General features: G+C 67.4%; 18 protein-coding genes. All 18 read right to left on the reverse strand.

Annotated elements, in window-relative coordinates:
* Positions 1–183 precede the first annotated feature (183 nt).
* The 18 genes from pyk to AC14A7_RS02775 all read right to left on the reverse strand — a co-directional run bounded on the left by pyk (position 184) and on the right by AC14A7_RS02775 (position 19,665).
* Positions 184–1,623: a pyruvate kinase gene (gene pyk, locus AC14A7_RS02690; protein WP_484006343.1), complete on the reverse strand. Its 1,440-nt coding sequence runs from the start codon at positions 1,621–1,623 to the stop codon at positions 184–186.
* Between the two features lie 61 nt (positions 1,624–1,684).
* A complete protein-coding gene (locus tag AC14A7_RS02695; protein WP_484006344.1) occupies positions 1,685–3,142 on the reverse strand; it encodes a glutamate synthase subunit beta in 1,458 nt (485 codons plus the stop codon).
* Entirely contained in the window at positions 3,135–7,712 is a 4,578-nt protein-coding gene (gene gltB / locus AC14A7_RS02700; RefSeq protein WP_484006345.1) for a glutamate synthase large subunit, read from the reverse strand. Before gltB ends, AC14A7_RS02695 begins: the two co-directional genes overlap by 8 nt.
* A gap of 74 nt (positions 7,713–7,786) precedes the next feature.
* Positions 7,787–8,896 (reverse strand): prolipoprotein diacylglyceryl transferase, encoded by a 1,110-nt coding sequence (lgt, locus tag AC14A7_RS02705; RefSeq protein ID WP_484006346.1) that lies wholly within the window; start codon positions 8,894–8,896, stop codon positions 7,787–7,789.
* A gap of 27 nt (positions 8,897–8,923) precedes the next feature.
* Entirely contained in the window at positions 8,924–9,712 is a 789-nt protein-coding gene (gene trpA / locus AC14A7_RS02710; RefSeq protein WP_484006347.1) for a tryptophan synthase subunit alpha, read from the reverse strand.
* Complete coding sequence (gene trpB / locus AC14A7_RS02715; protein ID WP_484006348.1) at positions 9,709–10,920, reverse strand: tryptophan synthase subunit beta; 1,212 nt, start codon at positions 10,918–10,920, stop codon at positions 9,709–9,711. The genes trpA and trpB overlap by 4 nt, the downstream gene beginning before the upstream one ends.
* On the reverse strand, positions 10,917–11,687 hold the full coding sequence (trpC, locus tag AC14A7_RS02720; RefSeq protein ID WP_484006349.1) for an indole-3-glycerol phosphate synthase TrpC: 771 nt from the start codon (positions 11,685–11,687) through the stop codon (positions 10,917–10,919). The genes trpB and trpC overlap by 4 nt, the downstream gene beginning before the upstream one ends.
* Before the next feature lies 1 nt (position 11,688).
* Positions 11,689–11,922, reverse strand: coding sequence for a DUF6704 family protein (locus tag AC14A7_RS02725; protein ID WP_484006350.1), 234 nt, complete (start codon positions 11,920–11,922; stop codon positions 11,689–11,691).
* Between the two features lie 31 nt (positions 11,923–11,953).
* Entirely contained in the window at positions 11,954–12,544 is a 591-nt protein-coding gene (locus AC14A7_RS02730) for a Trp biosynthesis-associated membrane protein (RefSeq protein ID WP_484006351.1), read from the reverse strand.
* Positions 12,541–14,058, reverse strand: a complete 1,518-nt coding sequence (locus tag AC14A7_RS02735; protein ID WP_484006352.1) for an anthranilate synthase component I — start codon at positions 14,056–14,058, stop codon at positions 12,541–12,543. The genes AC14A7_RS02730 and AC14A7_RS02735 overlap by 4 nt, the downstream gene beginning before the upstream one ends.
* A complete protein-coding gene (hisI, locus tag AC14A7_RS02740) occupies positions 14,055–14,408 on the reverse strand; it encodes a phosphoribosyl-AMP cyclohydrolase (protein WP_484006353.1) in 354 nt (117 codons plus the stop codon). Before hisI ends, AC14A7_RS02735 begins: the two co-directional genes overlap by 4 nt.
* Positions 14,405–15,157 (reverse strand): imidazole glycerol phosphate synthase subunit HisF, encoded by a 753-nt coding sequence (gene hisF / locus AC14A7_RS02745; RefSeq protein ID WP_484006354.1) that lies wholly within the window; start codon positions 15,155–15,157, stop codon positions 14,405–14,407. Before hisF ends, hisI begins: the two co-directional genes overlap by 4 nt.
* A gap of 2 nt (positions 15,158–15,159) precedes the next feature.
* Positions 15,160–15,999, reverse strand: a complete 840-nt coding sequence (gene hisG / locus AC14A7_RS02750) for an ATP phosphoribosyltransferase (RefSeq protein ID WP_484006355.1) — start codon at positions 15,997–15,999, stop codon at positions 15,160–15,162.
* 46 nt (positions 16,000–16,045) lie between these two features.
* Positions 16,046–16,309 (reverse strand): phosphoribosyl-ATP diphosphatase, encoded by a 264-nt coding sequence (locus AC14A7_RS02755; protein WP_484006356.1) that lies wholly within the window; start codon positions 16,307–16,309, stop codon positions 16,046–16,048.
* A 118-nt stretch (positions 16,310–16,427) separates the two neighbouring features.
* Positions 16,428–16,802, reverse strand: a complete 375-nt coding sequence (locus AC14A7_RS02760; protein ID WP_484006357.1) for an FKBP-type peptidyl-prolyl cis-trans isomerase — start codon at positions 16,800–16,802, stop codon at positions 16,428–16,430.
* A gap of 8 nt (positions 16,803–16,810) precedes the next feature.
* Complete coding sequence (locus AC14A7_RS02765; protein WP_484006358.1) at positions 16,811–17,368, reverse strand: hypothetical protein; 558 nt, start codon at positions 17,366–17,368, stop codon at positions 16,811–16,813.
* On the reverse strand, positions 17,365–18,030 hold the full coding sequence (rpe, locus tag AC14A7_RS02770) for a ribulose-phosphate 3-epimerase (RefSeq protein WP_484006359.1): 666 nt from the start codon (positions 18,028–18,030) through the stop codon (positions 17,365–17,367). The genes AC14A7_RS02765 and rpe overlap by 4 nt, the downstream gene beginning before the upstream one ends.
* A 9-nt stretch (positions 18,031–18,039) precedes the next feature.
* Positions 18,040–19,665 carry an L-lactate permease gene (locus AC14A7_RS02775; protein ID WP_484006360.1) on the reverse strand — a complete coding sequence of 542 codons (1,626 nt, stop codon included), beginning with the start codon at positions 19,663–19,665 and terminating at the stop codon, positions 18,040–18,042.
* Between the last annotated feature and the right edge of the window lie 25 nt (positions 19,666–19,690).

The raw sequence follows: 19,690 nt of genomic DNA on the forward strand, positions 1-19,690 counted from the left end.
CCCCCCCCCCCCCCCCCCCCCCCCCCCCCCGCCGATGGCATCCTCGACAAGCCCTACCGCGTGATCGTCGAAGGCGATCTCATCCACGACGAGGCAGGCGCCGCCTTCCTCTCCTACTGGCGCGCGCAGCTCGCTTAACGCACGATGGGCCCGACCGAACGGTCGGGCCCATCGCAGCGACGGCTAGCGGTAGGCGGGAGCCTGGCCGTTCGCTGCGTCGCCGATGACGTGAACGCGCAGGTCGTTCGTCGAGCCAGCGAGTCCGGGAGGCGATCCGGAGATCACGACCACCTTGTCGCCGACCTGGGCGAGGCCGTGGCTCATGAGCTGCTCGTCGACCTGCTTGAACATCGCGTCGGTGTGGGTGACCGGGTCGACGAGGAAGGACTCGATGCCCCAGAACAGCGCCATGCGACGCTGGATCTCCGGGTGCGGCGTGAACGCCTTCATCGGAATGCGGAAGCGGAGTCGCGACATGCGGCGCGCGGCGTCGCCGGTCTCAGTGAACACGCAGACGAACTTCGCGTCGACGAAGTCGGCGACCTCGGCGGCGGCGAGGGTGATCGCACCACCCTGCGTACGCGGCTTCGTTCCCAGCGCGGGAATGCGCTCGAGACCGTGGTCCTCCGTCGACTCGATGATGCGAGCCATGGTCTGCACTGTGATGACCGGGTATGCGCCGACGCTGGTCTCGCCAGAGAGCATGACGGCGTCCGCTCCATCGAGAACGGCGTTTGCGACATCCGACGTCTCTGCACGCGTTGGCACCGGGCTAGAGATCATCGACTCGAGCATCTGCGTTGCGACGATGACCGGCTTGGCCATGCGGCGCGACAGTTCGACGGCGCGCTTCTGCACGATCGGCACGGCCTCCAGCGGCAGCTCGACGCCGAGGTCGCCGCGGGCGACCATGATCGAGTCGAATGCGTCGATGATGGCCTCGAGGTTGTCGACTGCCTGCGGCTTCTCGATCTTGGCGATCACGGGGAGCTTGACGCCCTCTTCCGCCATGATCTCGTGAACGCGCACGATGTCTTCCGCGTTACGAACGAAGCTCAGGGCGATGAGGTCGACACCGAGGCGGAGGCCCCAGCGCAGGTCGTCCTCGTCCTTCTCCGACAGCGCTGGCACGTTGACCGCGACGCCGGGAAGGTTGATGCCCTTGTTGTTCGAGACGGGGCCGGCCACGATGACCTTGGTGGTGACGACAGTGTCGTCTGCCTCCACGACCTCGACCTTGACCTTGCCGTCGTCGATAAGGAGGAAGTCACCGGGCGAGACATCGCCGGGCAGGCCCTTGTAGGTGGTGCCGACGATGTCCTTCGTGCCGAGGATGTCCTCGATGGTGATCTTGAAGATGTCGCCGACAGCAAGGTCGTGCGGCCCGTTCTCGAACTTGCCGAGGCGGATCTTCGGCCCCTGGAGGTCGACGAGCACGGCGACCGAGCGGCCGCTGTCCTCTGCTGCCTTGCGGACGTTCGCATAGACCTCCTCGTGCACGGCATAGGTTCCGTGGCTGAGGTTCATTCTCGCGACGTCAACGCCTGCGTCGATGATCGCCCGGAGGTTCTCGTAGCTCGAGGTTGCCGGGCCGAGCGTTGCGACGATTTTCGCGCGTCTCATGTGTTCCTTCTGGTGGTAGTGGTGGGGCAGGAAAGTAGGTGTGCCGTCGGGCCAGTCGAGACTACAGCGCGATGGCGTGATCGGTCGGCTTGACGGGGAAAGGCAGCTGCGTCTCGCCTTCGAGGAAGCGATCGACGGCCGATGCTGCGGCACGGCCCTCGGCGATAGCCCAGACGATGAGCGACTGTCCGCGACCGGCGTCGCCGGCGACGAAGACGCCGGACTCGCTGGTCTCGTAGGTCGCGTCGCGCTCGATGTTGCCGCGCGCGTCGACGGGGATCGGCAGCTGGCCGTCGATGAGCTCGTGCTCCGCTCCGGTGAAGCCGAGCGCGAGCAGCACCAGGTCGGCGGGGATCTCTCGCTCCGTTCCGGCCTTCGGCACGCGGCGGCCGTCGAGGTACTCGGTCTCAGCGACGCGGATGGCGCGAACCTCTCCCGCCTCGTTGCGCAGGAACTCGACGGTCGAGGCGAGGAAGACCCGCTCTCCGCCCTCTTCGTGCGCGCTCGACACCTCGAACAGCGTCGGCGTGGTCGGCCACGGCTGGGTCTCCGGACGCTCGTTCGGAGGCTGGATGCCGATGGCGAGGTTGGTGACCGACAGTGCGCCCTGACGGTGCGCGGTTCCGATGCAGTCCGCTCCCGTGTCGCCACCGCCGAGGACGACGACGTGCTTGCCCTCCGCGACGATCTGGTTGGGAACCGTGTCTCCGGCTCCGAGCTTGTTCTGCTGCACGAGGTAGTCCATGGCGAAGTGCACGCCGAGCAGGTCGCGACCGGGGATCGGGAGGTCACGGGGAACCGTCGCACCCGTGGCCACGATCACCGCGTCGTAGCGAGAGCGGAGGTCTGCCCACGTGATGTCGACGCCGATGTTGACGCCGGCACGGAAGCGGGTGCCCTCTGCCAGCATCTGCGCGAGCCGACGCTCGAGGTGCTTCTTCTCCATCTTGAAGTCAGGGATTCCGTAGCGCAGGAGCCCGCCGATACGGTCGTCGCGCTCGAAGACAGCGACGGTGTGTCCGGCCCGGGTGAGCTGCTGGGCAGCAGCGAGGCCTGCGGGCCCAGAGCCGACGACGGCGACCGTCTTGCCGGTGAGGCGCTCGGGCGGGTGCGGCTGCACCCAGTCGTTGGCGAACGCCTCGTCGATGATCGAGACCTCGACGTTCTTGATCGTGACAGCTGGCTGGTTGATGCCGAGCACGCACGACGACTCACACGGAGCCGGGCAGAGCCGTCCGGTGAACTCCGGGAAGTTGTTGGTCGCGTGCAGCCGCTCGATGGCCTGTCGGCCCTCGCCGCGCCAGGTCAGGTCGTTCCACTCTGGAATCAGGTTGCCGAGCGGGCAGCCCTGATGGCAGAACGGGATGCCGCAGTCCATGCAGCGGCCGGCCTGACGGCGCACCGTCGCCGCATCACCCTGCTCGTAGACCTCTTTCCAGTCCATGAGCCGCAGTGCGACGGGTCGCCGCGGGGGAAGCTCGCGCTCCGTCGTCTTGAGGAAGCCCTTCGGGTCAGCCACCAGTCACCTCCAGGATGCGCTTCCACACCACGTCGCCGTCGGGGTCGAGACCCTCGTCGGCGGCCGTCTTGCGGGTTTCGAGAACTGCCGCGTAGTCCCTCGGAAGCACCTTGGTGAAACGCGTGACGGTCTCATCCATGTTCTCCAGCATGCTCGCGGCGAGGGCGGAGTCCGTCTCGTCGCGGTGGCGAGTCAGCAGGTCGGTCAGAATGACGACATCCGCGCTCCCGAGCGGTGAGAGCGTCAGCTCTCCACTCGCGAGGGAATCGGGGTTGACCCGTTCCGTGCGGAGATCGTGGATGTACGCGGTGCCACCAGACATGCCGGCACCGAGATTGCGGCCAGTGGCGCCGAGGATGACGGCGAGCCCGCCGGTCATGTACTCGAGCGCGTGGTCGCCAACGCCCTCGACGACGGCGGTGGCGCCGGAGTTGCGAACCAGGAACCGCTCCCCCACGATGCCGCGGAGGAACATGGTGCCCTGGGTCGCCCCGTAGCCGATCACGTTGCCGGCGATGACATTGCGCTCTGCCGGGAACACGCTGTTGCGGTCGGGGCGCACGACGATCTCGCCGCCGCACAGGCCCTTTCCAACGTAGTCGTTGCTGTCGCCCTCAAGGCGCAGCGTGATGCCGTTGGGGAGGAAGGCGCCGAACGACTGTCCGGCGGTACCGGTTAGACGCACGTCGATGGTTCCAGCCGGAAGGCCGTTCTCGCCGTGCTTGAGGGTCACGTGGTGTCCGAGCATCGTTCCGACCGCACGCTCGGTGTTGCGCACCGTTCGCTCGATGACGACCGGCTCGGCGCGCTCGAGAGCGCCGTGCGCGAGGCGGATGAGCTCCTGGTCGAAGTGCTCCTCTAGCTCGTGCTTCTGCTGGATGCGGTTGCTGCGTGGCTCGCTGTCGTCAAAATCCGGTCCGATCAGGATGGGCGACAGGTCGAGGCCGTCGGCCTTCCAGTGCTCGATAGCGCGGTTGACGTCGAGAACCTCGGCGTGGCCGACCGCCTCCTCGATCGAGCGGAAGCCGAGCTCGGCGAGGTACTCACGCACCTCCTGCGCGAGGAACTCGAAGAAGTTGACGACGAACTCCGGCTTGCCCGTGAAGCGCTTGCGCAGCTCAGGGTTCTGGGTCGCGACACCGACGGGGCAGGTGTCGAGGTGGCACACGCGCATCATGATGCAGCCGGAGACAACGAGCGGTGCCGTGGCGAAGCCGAACTCCTCCGCCCCGAGCAGCGCACCGATGATGACATCGCGGCCCGTCTTCATCTGGCCGTCGACCTGCACCACCACGCGGTCGCGCATGCCGTTCAGCATGAGCGTCTGCTGGGTCTCTGCGAGACCAAGCTCCCATGGGGTTCCGGCGTGCTTGAGCGAGTTGAGCGGGCTTGCGCCGGTTCCGCCGTCGTGGCCGGAGACCAGCACGACGTCGGCAAGCGCCTTCGTCACGCCGGCAGCGACAGCGCCGATGCCGGACTGGCTCACGAGCTTGACGTGCACACGTGCATCCGGGTTGGCCCGCTTGAGGTCGAAGATGAGCTGCTTGAGGTCTTCGATCGAGTAGATGTCGTGGTGCGGCGGCGGCGAGATGAGGCCGACGCCCGCGGTCGAGTGGCGCGTGCGCGCAACCCACGGGTACACCTTGGTGGCCATCAGCTGGCCGCCCTCGCCGGGCTTCGCGCCCTGCGCCATCTTGATCTGGATGTCGGTGGCGTGCGTCAGGTACATGCTCGTCACGCCGAAACGACCGGATGCGACCTGCTTGATCGCGCTGCGGCGCTCCGGGTCGAGAAGGCGGTCGGTGTCCTCTCCGCCCTCGCCGGTGTTGCTCTTCGCGCCGATGCTGTTCATCGCGATCGCAAGCGTCGTGTGCGCCTCCTCGCTGATGGAGCCGTAGCTCATCGCACCGGTGGAGAACCGCTTGACGATCGAGGAGACCGGTTCGACCTCGTCGATCGGAACAGCGGGGCGAAGGCCCTTCTTGAATCCGAAGAGCCCGCGCATGGTCATGAGGCCCTCGGCCTGGTCGTCCACGAGCTTGGTGTAGTCGCGGAAGATGTCGTAGCGGCGCGCGCGAGTAGCGTGCTGCAGACGGAAGACCGTGTCTGGGTTGAACAGGTGGGGAGGACCCTCGCGGCGCCACTGGTACTCGCCGCCGACGCCGAGGCGCTCGTGCACGCTGACAGCGCCGTCCTCAGGGTAGGCAGCCTCGTGGCGTGATGCGCTCTCTGCCGCGATGACGTCGATGCCGACGCCGCCGAGCAGGGTCGAGGTGCCGGTGAAGTACTTCTCGACGAGCTCGTCGCTGAGTCCCAGCGCCTCGAAGGCCTGGGCTCCGGCGTACGAGCCGACGACAGAGATGCCCATCTTCGACATGATCTTGAGCACGCCCTTGCCGAGCGCCTTGATCAGGTTCTTGACGGCCTTCTCGGGGGTGAGACCCGTGATCATGCCGCTGCGAACGAGCTCCTCCACCGTCTCCATCGCCAGGTACGGGTTGATTGCCGATGCACCGTAGCCGACGAGGAGCGCGACGTGGTGAACCTCGCGAACGTCGCCCGCCTCCACGATGAGTCCGACCTTCATGCGGTTCTCGTTGCGGATCAGGTGGTGGTGAACCGCAGCGAGCATCAGCAGTGACGGCACTGGTGCGTAGTCGCGGTTGGAGTCGCGGTCGCTCAGCACGATGTACTGCGCGCCGTTCTCGATCGCCTCGTCGACTTCGACGCACATCGCGGCGATGCGCTCCTCCATGGCCTTCGGCCCCTCGTCGACGCGGTACAGGCCGCGGATCGTCTTGGTGAGGCTGCTGCCGGGGCGCGGGTCGATGTGCTGGATCTTGGCCAGCTCGTCGTTGTCGATCACAGGGAAGTCGAGGATGACGCTGTGCGCGTGCTCCGGCGTCGCGGTCAGGAGGTTGCGCTCCGGCCCAAGCGCGAGCTTCATGGAGGTGACGACCTCTTCGCGGATGGAGTCGAGCGGCGGATTGGTGACCTGCGCGAACTGCTGGGCGAAGTAGTCGAACAGCAGCCGGGGGCGCTGCGAGAGCACGGCGATCGGGGTGTCCGATCCCATGGCGCCGAGCGGTTCTGCACCGTTCTGTGCCATAGGCATGAGCAGGATGCGAACCTCCTCCTCCGTGTATCCGAACGTGCGCTGGCGACGGGTGACCGACGCTGGCGTGTGCACGATGTGCTCGCGGTCGGGAAGGTCCTTGAGGTGGATGCGGCCCTTCTCCAGCCACTCGCCGTACGGCTCCGCCGCGGCGAGCTCCGCCTTGATGTCGTCGTCCTCGATGATCTCGCCGCGTTCGGTGTCGACGAGGAACATCTTGCCGGGGCTCAGTCGGCCCTTGCGCACGACCGTGCTCGGGTCGACGTCGATGACGCCGATCTCGCTCGCGAGCACGACGAGGCCGTCGTCGGTCACGAGGAAGCGACCGGGTCGGAGGCCGTTGCGGTCGAGCGTTGCGCCGACGACGGTGCCGTCGGTGAAGACGAGGGCGGCCGGGCCGTCCCACGGCTCCATGAGCATGGAGTGGTACTCGTAGAAGTCACGGCGCTTGGGGTCGATGTCGACGTGGTTCTCCCACGCCTCCGGCACCATCATCATGATCGAGTGCGGCAGCGACCGGCCGCTCAGGCTCAGCAGCTCGACGACCTCGTCGAAGCTCGCGGAGTCGCTCGCTCCCGGGGTGTTGATCGGCAGGATGGGAGCGAGGTCGCCGAGGAGCTCCGATTCGAGCTGGGACTGGCGTGCCCGCATCCAGTTGCGGTTGCCCTGCACCGTGTTGATCTCACCGTTGTGCGCGATCATGCGGAACGGCTGGGCAAGCGGCCATGACGGGAAGGTGTTGGTCGAGTACCGCGAGTGCACGAGGGCGAGCTTGGATGCAAAGCGCTCGTCGCTCAGGTCGGGGTAGAACGGCTCCAGCTGGAGCGTCGTGACCATGCCCTTGTAGACGAGGGTGCGGCTCGACAGTGACGGGAAGTATGCGCCGAACTCGCGCTCCGCGCGCTTGCGGAGGCGGAAGACGATGCGGTCGAGCTCGATGCCGGCAACCGGTGCGCCGTCGGAGCCGGTGCGGTCGGAGCCGATGAACACCTGCTCGAACACGGGCATGGCGCCACGGGCCAGGTCGCCGACCTGGTCTGGGCGCACGGGGACGTCGCGCCACCCGAGCACCTGGAGGCCCTCCTCGACTGCAAGCGCCTCGACGCCGTTCTTGGTGGCCGCGCGCTCCTCGTCGTCGACGGGAAGGAACGCCATGCCGACGGCGTAGCGGCCGACTGGCGGCAGTTCGAATCCCGCGACGGCGCGAAGGAAGGCGTCGGGGATCTGGGTGATGATGCCGGCACCGTCGCCGGTTCCGGCATCCGACCCGATAGCACCGCGGTGCTCGAGGTTGCGCAGAGCCCCGAGGGCAGCGCTGATGATGTCGTGGCCCGCGGTTCCGCGCAGGGTAGCGACCATGGCGAGCCCGCAGGCATCGCGCTCACGACGCGGGTCGTAGAGACCCGTTGCCGATGGCACGGAGCTGAAGCGTTCGAAGGGTGGCGTGAGAGCCATGAGGTACCGTCCTCACGATGGAGCTGTGGTGGTGTGGGACGTCGACGGCCCGGGTAGTTGAGTGAGGCCCTTGCTTAGGACGCGCCTGAACCGCTGGATGCAGGGCCGCTTGTGGCGGACTCGATCTTCACGGGTTCTTCGGATGAAACGACGGCGTCATTGCCTGGAACTGAATCGCGTGACTCCGCGATGTCAGGTGTGTCCGAATAGGTCTCCTGAGAGTCTACTACGGCATATCCCTTGTGACCTCGACGGTACGGCGAGGGTGGCGTTCCATAGTGCCTGCGTGACTGGATAACGATGATCGCGATTCCGACGACGACAGCGAAGATCGCGGCCCACACGTTGGTGCGGATGCCGAAGAAGATCACCGACGGGTCGACGCGGATGGTCTCCCACACGATGCGGCCAGCGCCGTACCAGATGAGGTAGAGGCCGAGCATCTTGCCCCACTGGAGCGTGATGCGGCCGGGAACCAGCACGGGAACGCTGAGTCCGGCGATGGCCTTTCGGCCGACCGACCACTTGCGCTCGAGGTACAGCAGTACGAAGACACCGAGCAGGTTCCAGATGATCTCGTACAGGAAGGTCGGATGGAATAGCGTTCCCTCCGGCAGGCCCACCGGCCACGCGGGATTCGTCTTCTCGATCTCGAGGCCCCACGGCAGGTCCGTCGGCCAGCCGTAGAGCTCGTGGTTGAACCAGTTGCCGAGGCGGCCGAAGGCCTGTGCGAGGAGAAGGCCGGGAGCGACCGCATCGGCGAAGGTCCAGAAGCGAAGGCCGGTGATGCGGCAGGCGATGTACACGCCGATCGCGCCGCCGATGAGGCCGCCGAAGATGGCGATGCCGCCCTCCCAGATGTAGAGCACCTTGATGAGCTCCTTGCCCGCGCCGAAGTAGTCGGCCGGGTGGGTGAGCACGTGGAAGACCCGCGCTCCGATGATGCCGAGCGGAACGGCGAACAGCGAGATGTCGAGCACGAGCCCCGGCTCTACCCCGCGAGCGGTCAGGCGACGGCCGGTGAGGATGACCGCGGCAACGATGCCGGCGAGGATCGCCAGCGCGTAGAAGCGGATGTCGAGAGGTGCGGTGATGAACGTGAGACCGAGGTCGCGCAGCCAGTCGCCAAGCGGGATCGAGTCCCAGTCCTCGGGCGGGCTCGGAATGCTGAGGGGTGCGAACACGTCAGTGATCACCTTTCGGGGAGAGGACTAGGCAAGCCTAGTGCCAGTGGACAGCGCTGCCGCGGTGCGGGCGACGGCGTCGATACCGCCGTCGGCGAGGGCGCTCACGAGCGCGGATCCGACGATCGCGCCATCGGCGTAGGCGAGTACTTCGCGCACCTGCTCTGCCGTCGAGATGCCGACTCCGACGCACGCGCTGGTGGCGCCTTGCTCGCGAAGGCGGCCGACGAGGCCGCGTGCGGCGGCATCCACATCGGATCGCGCGCCGGTGATCCCCATGGTCGAGACGGCGTAGACGAAGCCGCGACTGCGCTCGATTGCCTGTCGAAGCCGTGCGTCCGTCGACGACGGAGCCGCGAGGAAGACCCGGTCGAGAGCGAACTTGTCAGAGATCTCGAGCCAGTCCGCTCCCTCGTCGGGGATGAGGTCTGGGGTGATGAGACCGGCTCCCCCGACGCCCTTGAGCTCTGTCGCGAACTTCTCGATGCCGAACTGCACGACGGGGTTCCAGTAGGTCATGACGAGCACCGGGGCGCTCACGCGTGCGGTGATGGCCTCGACGGCCTCGAACCCGTGGCGCAGCTTGAAGCCCTCGGCGAGGGCGGCCTGGGTCGCCTTCTGGATGACCGTGCCGTCCATGACGGGGTCGGAGTATGGAAGCCCGAGCTCGAGGATGTCGACGCCGTTCTCGACGAGCGCGACGGCCGCATCGATGCTGCCCTGCAGGTTCGGGAAACCGACAGGCAGGTAGCCGATCAGTGCGCCGGAGCCCGCCGCCTTCTTCTCTGCGATCAGAGTCTGTACCGCACTGCTCATGCCGGCTCTCCCGCGTCGAGGATGTCGAAGTACCTGCCGGCCGTCTCCATGTCCTTGTCGCCGCGACCGGAGAGGTTGACCAGGATGGTGGCCTCTGGTCCGAGCTCCCGGCCAAGCTTCATTGTTCCGGCCAGGGCGTGCGAGGACTCGATGGCGGGGATGATGCCCTCGGTGCGGCTGAGGAGGCGCAGCGCCTGCATCGCCTCGTCATCCGTGATCGGGACGTAGGTCGCTCGACCGATGTCGTTGAGCCACGCGTGCTCCGGACCGACGCCAGGGTAGTCGAGGCCGGCAGAGATCGAGTGGCTCTCGACGGTCTGCCCGTCCTCGTCCTGGAGGAGGTAGCTGCGGGCGCCGTGCAGAACGCCGGGACGGCCCTTGGTGATCGTCGCGGCGTGGCGAAGCGTCTCGTGTCCGTCTCCGGCGGCCTCGTAGCCGTAGAGGGCCACCGACTCGTCGTCGAGGAAGGCGTGGAAGATGCCCATGGCGTTGCTGCCGCCGCCAACGCAGGCGGTCACGGCATCCGGGAGCCGTCCCGTGAGGTCGAGCACCTGCTGGCGCGCCTCCTCGCCGATGATCTTCTGGAAGTCGCGCACCATAGCGGGGAAGGGATGCGGCCCGGCGACCGTGCCGAAGATGTAGTTGGTGGTCTCGACGTTGGTCACCCAGTCGCGCATGGCGTCGTTGATGGTGTCCTTGAGGGTGCGGGAGCCGGTCGTGACCGGCACGACCTCTGCACCGAGAAGGCGCATGCGGGCGACGTTGAGCGCCTGGCGCTCTGTGTCGACCTCGCCCATGTAGACCACGCAGTCGAGGCCGAAGAGCGCTGCGGCGGTCGCCGTGGCGACGCCGTGCTGGCCAGCGCCGGTCTCTGCGATCACCCGGGTCTTGCCGATGCGCTTGGTGAGAAGCGCCTGGCCGAGCACGTTGTTGATCTTGTGCGATCCGGTGTGGTTGAGGTCTTCGCGCTTGAGGATGATGCGGGCGCCGCCGGCGTGCTCAGCGAACCGCGGCACCTCGGTGATGATGCTCGGGCGACCGGTGTAGCTGCGGTGCAGCTCGCTCAGCTGCGCGGCGAAGGCAGGGTCGGTCTTGGTGAGCTCGTAGGCGGCGCTCAGCTCGTCGAGGGCGGCGATGAGGCTCTCTGGCACAAAGCGCCCGCCGAACTCGCCGAAGTACGGCCCTGACTCGTCTCGGAGATTGGTCATGATGCGAGGAACTCCCTGAGGGTGACGATCGGGTCGTTGGTGACGAGGGCCTCGCCGACGAGCACGACATCGGCGCCGGCAGCGCGGTAGTGGGCGACATCGGCCGCCGTCTTGACCGCCGACTCCGCGACGCGGATGACGCCGGAGGGAATCTGGTCGGCCAGCGACCCGAAGAGGTCCTGGTCGAGTTCGAAGGTGCTCAGGTCGCGGGCGTTGACGCCGACGACGCTGGCACCGACATCCAGTGCCCGTGCCACCTCGTCAGAGTTGTGGGTCTCGACCAGTGCCGTCATGCCGAGCGAGCCGATGAGGTCGAAGAGCTGCTGCATGAGCGGCTGCTCGAGGGCGGCGGCGATGAGGAGCACGAGGTCTGCACCAGCGGCGCGTGCCTCGAAGACCTGGTACGGGTCCGCGATGAAGTCCTTGCGCAGCACGGGGATGGTGACGACCGCGCGAACGGCCTCGAGGTCGGCAAGGGAGCCGCCGAACCTTCGGCCCTCGGTGAGCACGCTGATGGCGCTCGCTCCCCCGGTCTCGTAGGACGAGGCGAGCGCCGCGGGGTCGGGGATGTCGGCAAGCGGGCCGCGAGACGGGCTCGCACGCTTGACCTCCGCAATGATCTTCACGCGGTCTGCTGGCGCAAGGGCAGCGAGGACGTCGAGGGCCGCGGGGCGCGCGAGCGCCTCTGCCTCGACGGTGGCGAGGGAGCGCAGGCCTCGACGCTCCGAAGCGTCGTGGAGGGCTCCGGCTACGAGTGAGTCGAGCACCCTAGTCGTGTGCCTTCGGCGACCAGCGGGATCCGCCGACGCCGTAGCCCATCTTCGCCAGCACGGCACCGGTGAGAGCACCGACAACGAGGAGGCCGGCCGACGCCCAGACGACAACGGGCTGGTCGAACCAGAACGCGAGGGTGCCGATCGCGAAGGCGACAAGCATGATGATGACGGCGGTCCAGGCGGCCGGCGAGTTTCCGTGGCCGGGGTCGTTGTCGTCGTGTGCCAAGAGGTGCTCCTTCGTTGCGTTCGAAGCCATTCTAAGGGGACGGCGGGTGGGGCGCGGTCGGGTCGTCACCCGACGAGAGGGCGTCCCAGTGCTGCACGGGGTCGCCTCCGTCTACCGCCTCGGTGCGAAGAGCCGAGTACTTTCGCGGCGATCCGGGCCAGCGGCGCGCAGTGACGACGGTCACGACTCCCACGGCCACGAGCAGCGCTCCGGCGGCCGTCGAGGCGTACGGCCAGAACACGAGCGAGGCCGACTCGACGAGCTGCGCGGTCGTCTCGGCACCAGAGACACCCGTTGCCGCTGTGACGACCGACATGGATGCCGCGACAGGCCCGAGAATGGCGATGAGCCCGGAGAGCACGATCGTCGCTCCGAGAGCGGACTGGAGCACGCCGAGCACGACGCGGAAGAACGGTCCGGCAATCGCCAGCGCGCCGATGAGCACGAGACCGCTGAGGGCGAGGGCCGACACTGCGGGCGCTGCAGTGTCGCCGGATGCCGACAGGGCGGTTCCGTCATCGAGTACGACCGCGATCCACTCCTGCGTCCAGGCGAGGAAGATCACGCCGTTGAGCAGGATGCCGGAGAGCAGGATCAGGAGCCGGAGGCGGCGAGCGTTCATCGCACCCGCCGCATGCCGTTGGCTATCGCCACGGCCCGCAGCGGGGCAGCGGCCTTGTTCTGCGACTCGAGGTGCTCTGCGGCCGGGTCGGAGTCGGCGACGAGTCCTGCGCCGGCCTGCACGCGCGCGAGCCCTCCGACGATCGTCGCCGTGCGGATGGCAATCGCGAGATCGAGGTCTCCGGCGAAGTCGAAGTACCCGACCACTCCCCCGTAGACGCCCCGCTGCGCCGGCTCCAGTTCGTCGATGATCTCGAGCGCCCGCGGCTTCGGCGCACCGGAGAGGGTGCCGGCGGGGAACGTCGCGTTGAACACCTCGATGGGGCTGGCATCGGGTCGGAGGTTGCCCTCGACGCTGGAGACGAGGTGCATGATGTGGCTGAATCGCTCGACGAGCATGAACTCGGTGACCTCGAGCGTGCCGGGAACGCAGACCTTCAAGAGGTCGTTGCGGGCGAGGTCGACCAGCATGAGGTGCTCTGACTTCTCCTTGTCGTCGGCGAGAAGCTCGTCGGCGAGCTCGAGGTCGTGCTCCGGACTGGAACCCCGGGGGCGCGAGCCGGCGATCGGATGCATGTAGACGCGCTTGTCGTCGACCTTGACGAGCGCCTCCGGGCTCGAGCCGACGATGTGGTACGCCTCGCCAGATGTGTCCTCGAGGCTCAGCAGGTACATATACGGGCTCGGGTTGAGCGTGCGCAGCACCCGGTAGACGTCGATCGGGTCTGCGGTGATCTCGTGGTCGAAGCGCTGGGACACGACGACCTGGAAGACGTCGCCGTCGCGGATGTACTGCTTCGACCGCTCGACGGCGGCCTGGTAGTCGGCGGGCGTCGTTCGCGGCACCGGAGTGGCCTGGATCGACAGGTCGACCTCGGCGAGCCACGCCTCGGTCGGCTCGGCGAGACGCGACTGGAGGGCGTCGAGGCGTGCCTGCGCCGACTGCCACAGGTCGACATCCACACCGTCGTTGAGCACGCTCGCCACGAGCAGCACGGTGCCGTCGCGGTGGTCGAGCACGATGAGCTCGGAGACGAAGCTGTGGGCCTGGCCCGGCACGCTGAAGTCGGCGGGCGGAACGGCCGGCAGGTTCTCGATCTGGCGGATCGCCTCCCACCCGATGAATCCGACCAGACCCCCGGTGAGCGGCGGGTGACCTGGCACGCGCGGCGTTGCCCACCGAGAGTAGAGCTCGCCGAGGGCTGCGAGACCCGTTGTCGCGTGGTCAGCGCCGAGGGCGCGCTCTGCGTCGATGCCGTAGTCGAGCCATGCGACCGAGTCCGCGTGCTGCGTCAGCACGCCGAAGCTCGCGACGCCGACGAAGCTGAAGCGCGACCAGATGCCGCCCTGCTCCGCGGACTCGAGGAGGAAGGTGCCCGGCTTGCCCTTGGCGAGCTTGCGGTAGATGCCGACCGGCGTCTCGCCATCGGCGAAGAGCTCGCGAATGACGGGAACGACCCGGTGGCCCTCGGCGAGGCGCGCATCGAAGTCGTCGCGGGAGGTGGTGTTGCTCATTCTGCCGTTCCAATCACGGGCTCTAGCGGGTCGACGTCGAAGCAGGCGTGGGCGCCGGTGTGGCAGGCGGGTCCGACCTGGTCGACCGTCACAAGGATCGTGTCGCCATCGCAGTCGAGTGCGGCGGCCTTGACGAGCTGGATGTGCCCGCTCGTGTCGCCTTTGCGCCAGTACTCCTGCCTGCTGCGCGACCAGAATGTCACGCGCCCGGTCGTGAGGGTGCGGCGGAGCGCCTCCTCGTCCATGTAGCCGAGCATGAGCACCTGCCGGGTGCTCTCCTCCTGGATGATCGCCGGGAGCAGCCCGTCGTCTTTGAAGGTAGTTCTGGCAATGACCTCGTCGACGTTCATCGTGTCGGTACCCCCGCCTCGTTCAGTGCGGCCTTGACCTGGCCAACGGTCAGCTCGCCGTTGTGGAACACGGATGCCGCCAGCACCGCATCCGCACCGGCGGCCACCGCGGGTGCGAAGTCCGCGAGTCGTCCGGCTCCGCCGCTGGCGATCACTGGCACTCGAGACAGCTCGCGCATCGCGGCGACGAGCTCAAGGTCGAAGCCCTGCTTCGTGCCGTCCGCGTCGATGGAGTTGACGAGGAGCTCCCCCGCACCCCGCTCGATCGCCTCACGTGCCCATTCGAGGGCGTCGAGGTCGGTCTCGGTGCGGCCGCCATGGGTCGTGACGACGAAACGGCCGTTGCTGCGCTTGACGTCGAGGCTGAGCACGAGCACCTGTGCTCCAAAGCGGTCGGCGATCTCGCCGATCAGGTCTGGACGGGCGATGGCGGCGCTGTTGACGCCGATCTTGTCGGCTCCGTGGCCGAGGAGCTTGGCCACATCCTCTGTGCTGCGCACTCCACCGCCGACCGTGAGCGGGATGAAGACCTGCTCCGCGGTCTTCTGCACCATGTCGAACATCGTGTCGCGATTGTCGACCGTTGCCTTCACGTCGAGAAAGGTGACCTCGTCAGCGCCCTGCTCGTAGTAGGTGCGTGCGAGCTCGACCGGATCCCCCGCGTCGCGGAGGTTGAGGAAGTTGACGCCCTTGACGACCCGCCCCGCAGCCACATCGAGGCACGGGATGACTCTGACAACCACGGACATGGTCAGATCCGTGCTGCGTGGATCGCACTGACGAGGATGGCCCGCGCGCCGAGCTCGTACAGCTCGTCCATGACGTGGTTGGTGTCGGCTCGCGGCACCATGGCCCGCACCGCAACCCACTCCGGGTCTTGCAGCGGCGAGATCGTCGGGCTCTCGAGCCCCGGCGTGACGGCAGAGGCAGCGGCGAGGTTCTTCGTCTCGACGTCGTAGTCCATGAGCACGTACTGACGGGCAACGAGGACCCCCGTAAGCCGACGCTGGAGAGTTGCGATGCCGGAGATGTCGGCGTTGGCGCTGATGAGCACAGCAGACGACTCGAGGATGACCGGGCCGAAGATCTCCAGACCCTGGGCGCGCAGCGTGGATCCGGTGCTCACCACGTCGGCGACGGCATCCGCGACACCGAGCTTGACCGCCGACTCGACGGCGCCATCGAGGGCGACCATGGAGACCTGCACGCCGCTGCGGGCGAGGAAGTCGCCGACAAGGGCGGGGTAGCTCGTTGCGACCCGGAGGCCGGCGAGATCGGAGAGCTCGTGAAAGCGGCCAGGGGCGCCGGCGAACCGGAACGTCGAGTCGCCGAAGTCGAGACTGGCGATCTCCTTCGCGCTGCTGCGCGAGTCGAGCAGCAGATCGCGGCCGGTGATTCCGACGTCGAGCGCGCCAGAGCCAACATAGGTGGCGATGTCGCGTGGTCGGAGGTAGAAGAACTCGACGTCGTTGCGGGCGTCGAGGGCGCTCAGCGCGCGCGGGTCGCGGCGACCGGTGTATCCGGCCTCCACCAGCATGTCGGCGGCGGTCTCGCTCAGCGAGCCCTTGTTGGGCACTGCGATTCTCAGCATTGTTCTGCTCTCAGGTCAGGAGATGGGCGGTGTCTGGGCATCCGATTCACAGATGTCGCCAGATGTCCGCGGGGGTCAGCCCCTTCGCGACCATCATGACCTGCAGGTGGTACACGAGCTGGGAGATCTCCTCCGCCAGCTCGTCGTTCGACTGGTACTCGGCCGCCATCCAGACCTCGGCGGCCTCTTCGACGACCTTCTTGCCGATGCCGTGAACTCCCCGGTCGAGCTCTGCGACGGTGCCGCTGCCCTCGGGGCGCGACACGGCCTTCTCGCTGATCTCAGCGAATAGCTCGTCGAAAGTCTTCACGGGTCAACGGTAGCGGATGCCGCGGGCCCACTACGGCGGACCGGCAGCATTCGGCCACCCCGCAGACAGCGATGCCCCGCGACTCCGAGGAGCAGCGGGGCATCGCCGACGAACGGGTCTAGGAGACGCCGAGCAGGTCGATGACGAACGTGAGGGTGCGGCCAGAGAGGCGGTGACCTCCGCCAGCGGGGCCGTAGGCGAGGTGGGGCGGGCAGATGAGCTGGCGGCGGCCGCCGACCTTCATGCCGGGGATGCCGTCCTGCCAGCCCTTGATGAGGTTGTTGAGGGGGAAGTTGATCGACGAGTTGCGGCTCCAGCTGGAGTCGAACTCCTCGCCAGACTCGAAGTCGACGCCCAGGTAGTGCACGTCGACGGTCGCGCCGGCGGTGGCGACGGCTCCCGTGCCCTCTTCGATGTCGATGATGACGAGCTCGGTGGGCTCCGGGCCCTCGTAGAACTCGACCTCTGGCTTGGTGCGTGGTGTTTCAGTCATGCGACCAGTCAAGCAGATGCGCCGGGCTGGAGCTCTCTCAGCTGCGCGACGATGGATCCGACGGCATCGAGACCCGGGCGCATCACTTCGAAGCGACCGTGCGGGTCGAACCGGATGGCTATGCGTGGTGAGACCGTGGTGTAGACGAGGATCGCGGGGCGGGCGCGCGATCCGGGAGTGAGGCCGGGGTCGACATCGACCGAGCGGATCGCGCTCCACGGCAGCTCGACATCCAGTTTCGACTGCGAGGACCACAGCTGGATGCCGGCAGAGGTGCCGACGAGTGCGAAGGTTCCACTCCGAGGAGCCTCCACTCCCGCGATGTGCGCAGCGAGCTCAAGCGAGTCGGGGTCGGAGCCCACCGTCGCTATCGCGCCCAGCTCACGTGCCCTGTGCCGAGAAGGGCGAGAGCGAAGCCAGACGTAGACGACGCTGATGATCGCGACGGTTGCGGCAATGGCAAGGCTCGTGAGCGCGCGGGGAACGTCGGCGAGGGAGTTGGGTGCAAGCACGAGGAGAGCGGCGAGAGCTCCGAGGATCGGGAACGCGGCCGCCCAGCGGCTCATGCCTGGTGCTCGTGTGCGGCGGCGGCCGTGCGGAGCGCCGCGATCTGCTCTCTCGGCTCTCCGCGGAAGACGCTCGATCCGGCGACGAAGGTGTCGGCTCCGTTCTCGCGAGCGATGCCGATGGTCTCCGTGGTGACTCCGCCGTCGACCTGAAGCCACACATCCAGTCCCGTCGCGTCGATTGCTCGGCGGAGGGAGGCGAGCTTCGGCATCGTCGACTCCATGAAGCCCTGGCCGCCGAAGCCCGGCTCGACCGTCATCACGAGCACCTGGTCGAACTCCGGCAGCAGCTCGAGGTAGTCGTCGGCACTCGTGCCCGGCTTGAGGGCGATGCCAGCGCGCGCACCGAGGCGACGGAGCGTGCGGGCGAGCCCGACGGCATCCCTCGCCGCTTCCGCGTGAAAGGTGACGGAGTACGCACCGAGCTCCGCGTACCCGGGCGCCCACCGATCCGGGTCGTCGATCATGAGGTGCACGTCGAGCGGGATCGGCGATACCTCTTGCAGCCGTGACACCATCGGCGGCCCGAAGGTGAGGTTCGGCACGAAATGGTTGTCCATGACATCGACGTGCACGAGGTCGGCTGTGGCGATGCGCCCAAGCTCCCGCTCGAAGTTGGCGAAGTCGGCGGCGAGGATGCTTGGGTTGATTCGCACGGGCATGTAACGACCTTAGCGAGGCACCATCCACCCGAGCACCGGGGTCGTCTGCAGCACGATGATGATCGTCAGCAGAGCGAGAAGGCCGACACTCCACCCGATCAGCTTGCGCAGCAGCATGTTCTCGCCGTGCTCAAGGCCGACGGCAGCAGAGGCGACCGCAAGGTTCTGCAGCGAGAGCATCTTGCCGAGCACGCCAGCCGAGGTGTTGGCTGCCGCCATCACGAGCGGCGGCAGTCCTGTTGCCGCGGCCGCCGTGACCTGCAGGTTGCCGAACAGCGAGTTGGATGCGGTGTCAGAGCCGGTGATGGCGACGCCGACCCAGCCGATCACCGGCGATAGCACCGCGAAGAAGAGGCCGGCCGATGCCAGCGCGAAGCCGAGGGACGCCGTCTGTCCGGAGAGGTTCATCACGAAGGAGAGCGCGAGCACTGTCGAGACCGTCACGATGGTCCAGCGCAGCTGGAACACGGTGCCGCGGTACTCCTTGAGCGCAGCGCGAGCGCCGAGCCGGTAGATCGCCATGGTGATGAGGCCGGAGAGGAACAGCAGCGTGCCGGTCGCCTTGATGTGGTCGAAGTGGAACTCCTGGCCGCCCGCGCGATCCCCGCTGGCGGTGACGACATCGAGCCCGGGCCAGTCGAAGGTGACGGTGCCGAATTCGGCGAGCCACGCCTTGATCGCCGGGATCTGTGCAATGGAGAACACCACGATGATGGTGGCGTACGGCGCAACGGCCATGAGCACCTGGCGAAGCGGTGGTCGCACCTCCGCGGGGAGCGAGCGGTGCTCGGCGTCGGCAACCTCGTCGCCCGTGATCGTCTCTGACGGCTGCCAGACGCGGAGCATCACGAGAATGGCGACGGTAGTCGCGACGGCGGCGACGACATCCGTGAGCTCGAAGGCGAGGAAGTTGGATGTGACGAACTGCGAGAGCCCGAAGACGATACCGGCGACGAGGGCGACTGGCCAGGTCTCGCGCAGGCCGCGACGGCCGTCGACCAGAACGACGAGAAGCAGAGGAACGAGGAGGGCCATGAACGGCGTCTGGCGACCGACCATCGCGGCAAGCTCTGGTGCAGGGATGCCGGTGACGCCGGAGAGCGCCACGATCGGCGCCGACAGGGCGCCGAAGGCCACGGGAGCGGTGTTGGCAAGCAAGGACGCTAGCGCTGCCTTGACCGGCTTCATTCCCGCGGCGATGAGCATTGCCGCAGAGATGGCGACGGGGGCGCCGAAGCCCGCGAGCGACTCGAGAAGAGCGCCGAAGCAGAACGCGACGAGGAGCGAGAGGATGCGGAGGTCGCTGCTGATCGAGCGGATGGTCCTGCCAAGCATCGCGAACCACTCCGTTGCCACCGACAGCCGGTAGATCCACAGCGCGTTGACGAGGATCCAGAGGATCGGGAACAGTCCGTAGAACACCCCGGCCCCGACGGCGCTGAGCGCCTGCACGGCTGGCATCCTCCACCCCACAATCGCTAGGAGGAGTGAGAGGGCGAGTGCCACGCCGGCGGCAATCGGTGCGCGTACCTTGAACACCCCCAGAAGCACGAAGAGCACGACGAGCGGGAGTGCCGCCAGAAGAGCCGAGAGGACGATCGAGCCGAAGATCGGGGCGAGGGGCTGTTCGAACATGTAGTTGGTGCCTTTCCTCCGCCAG

This window comes from Conyzicola sp. (assembly GCF_057073975.1).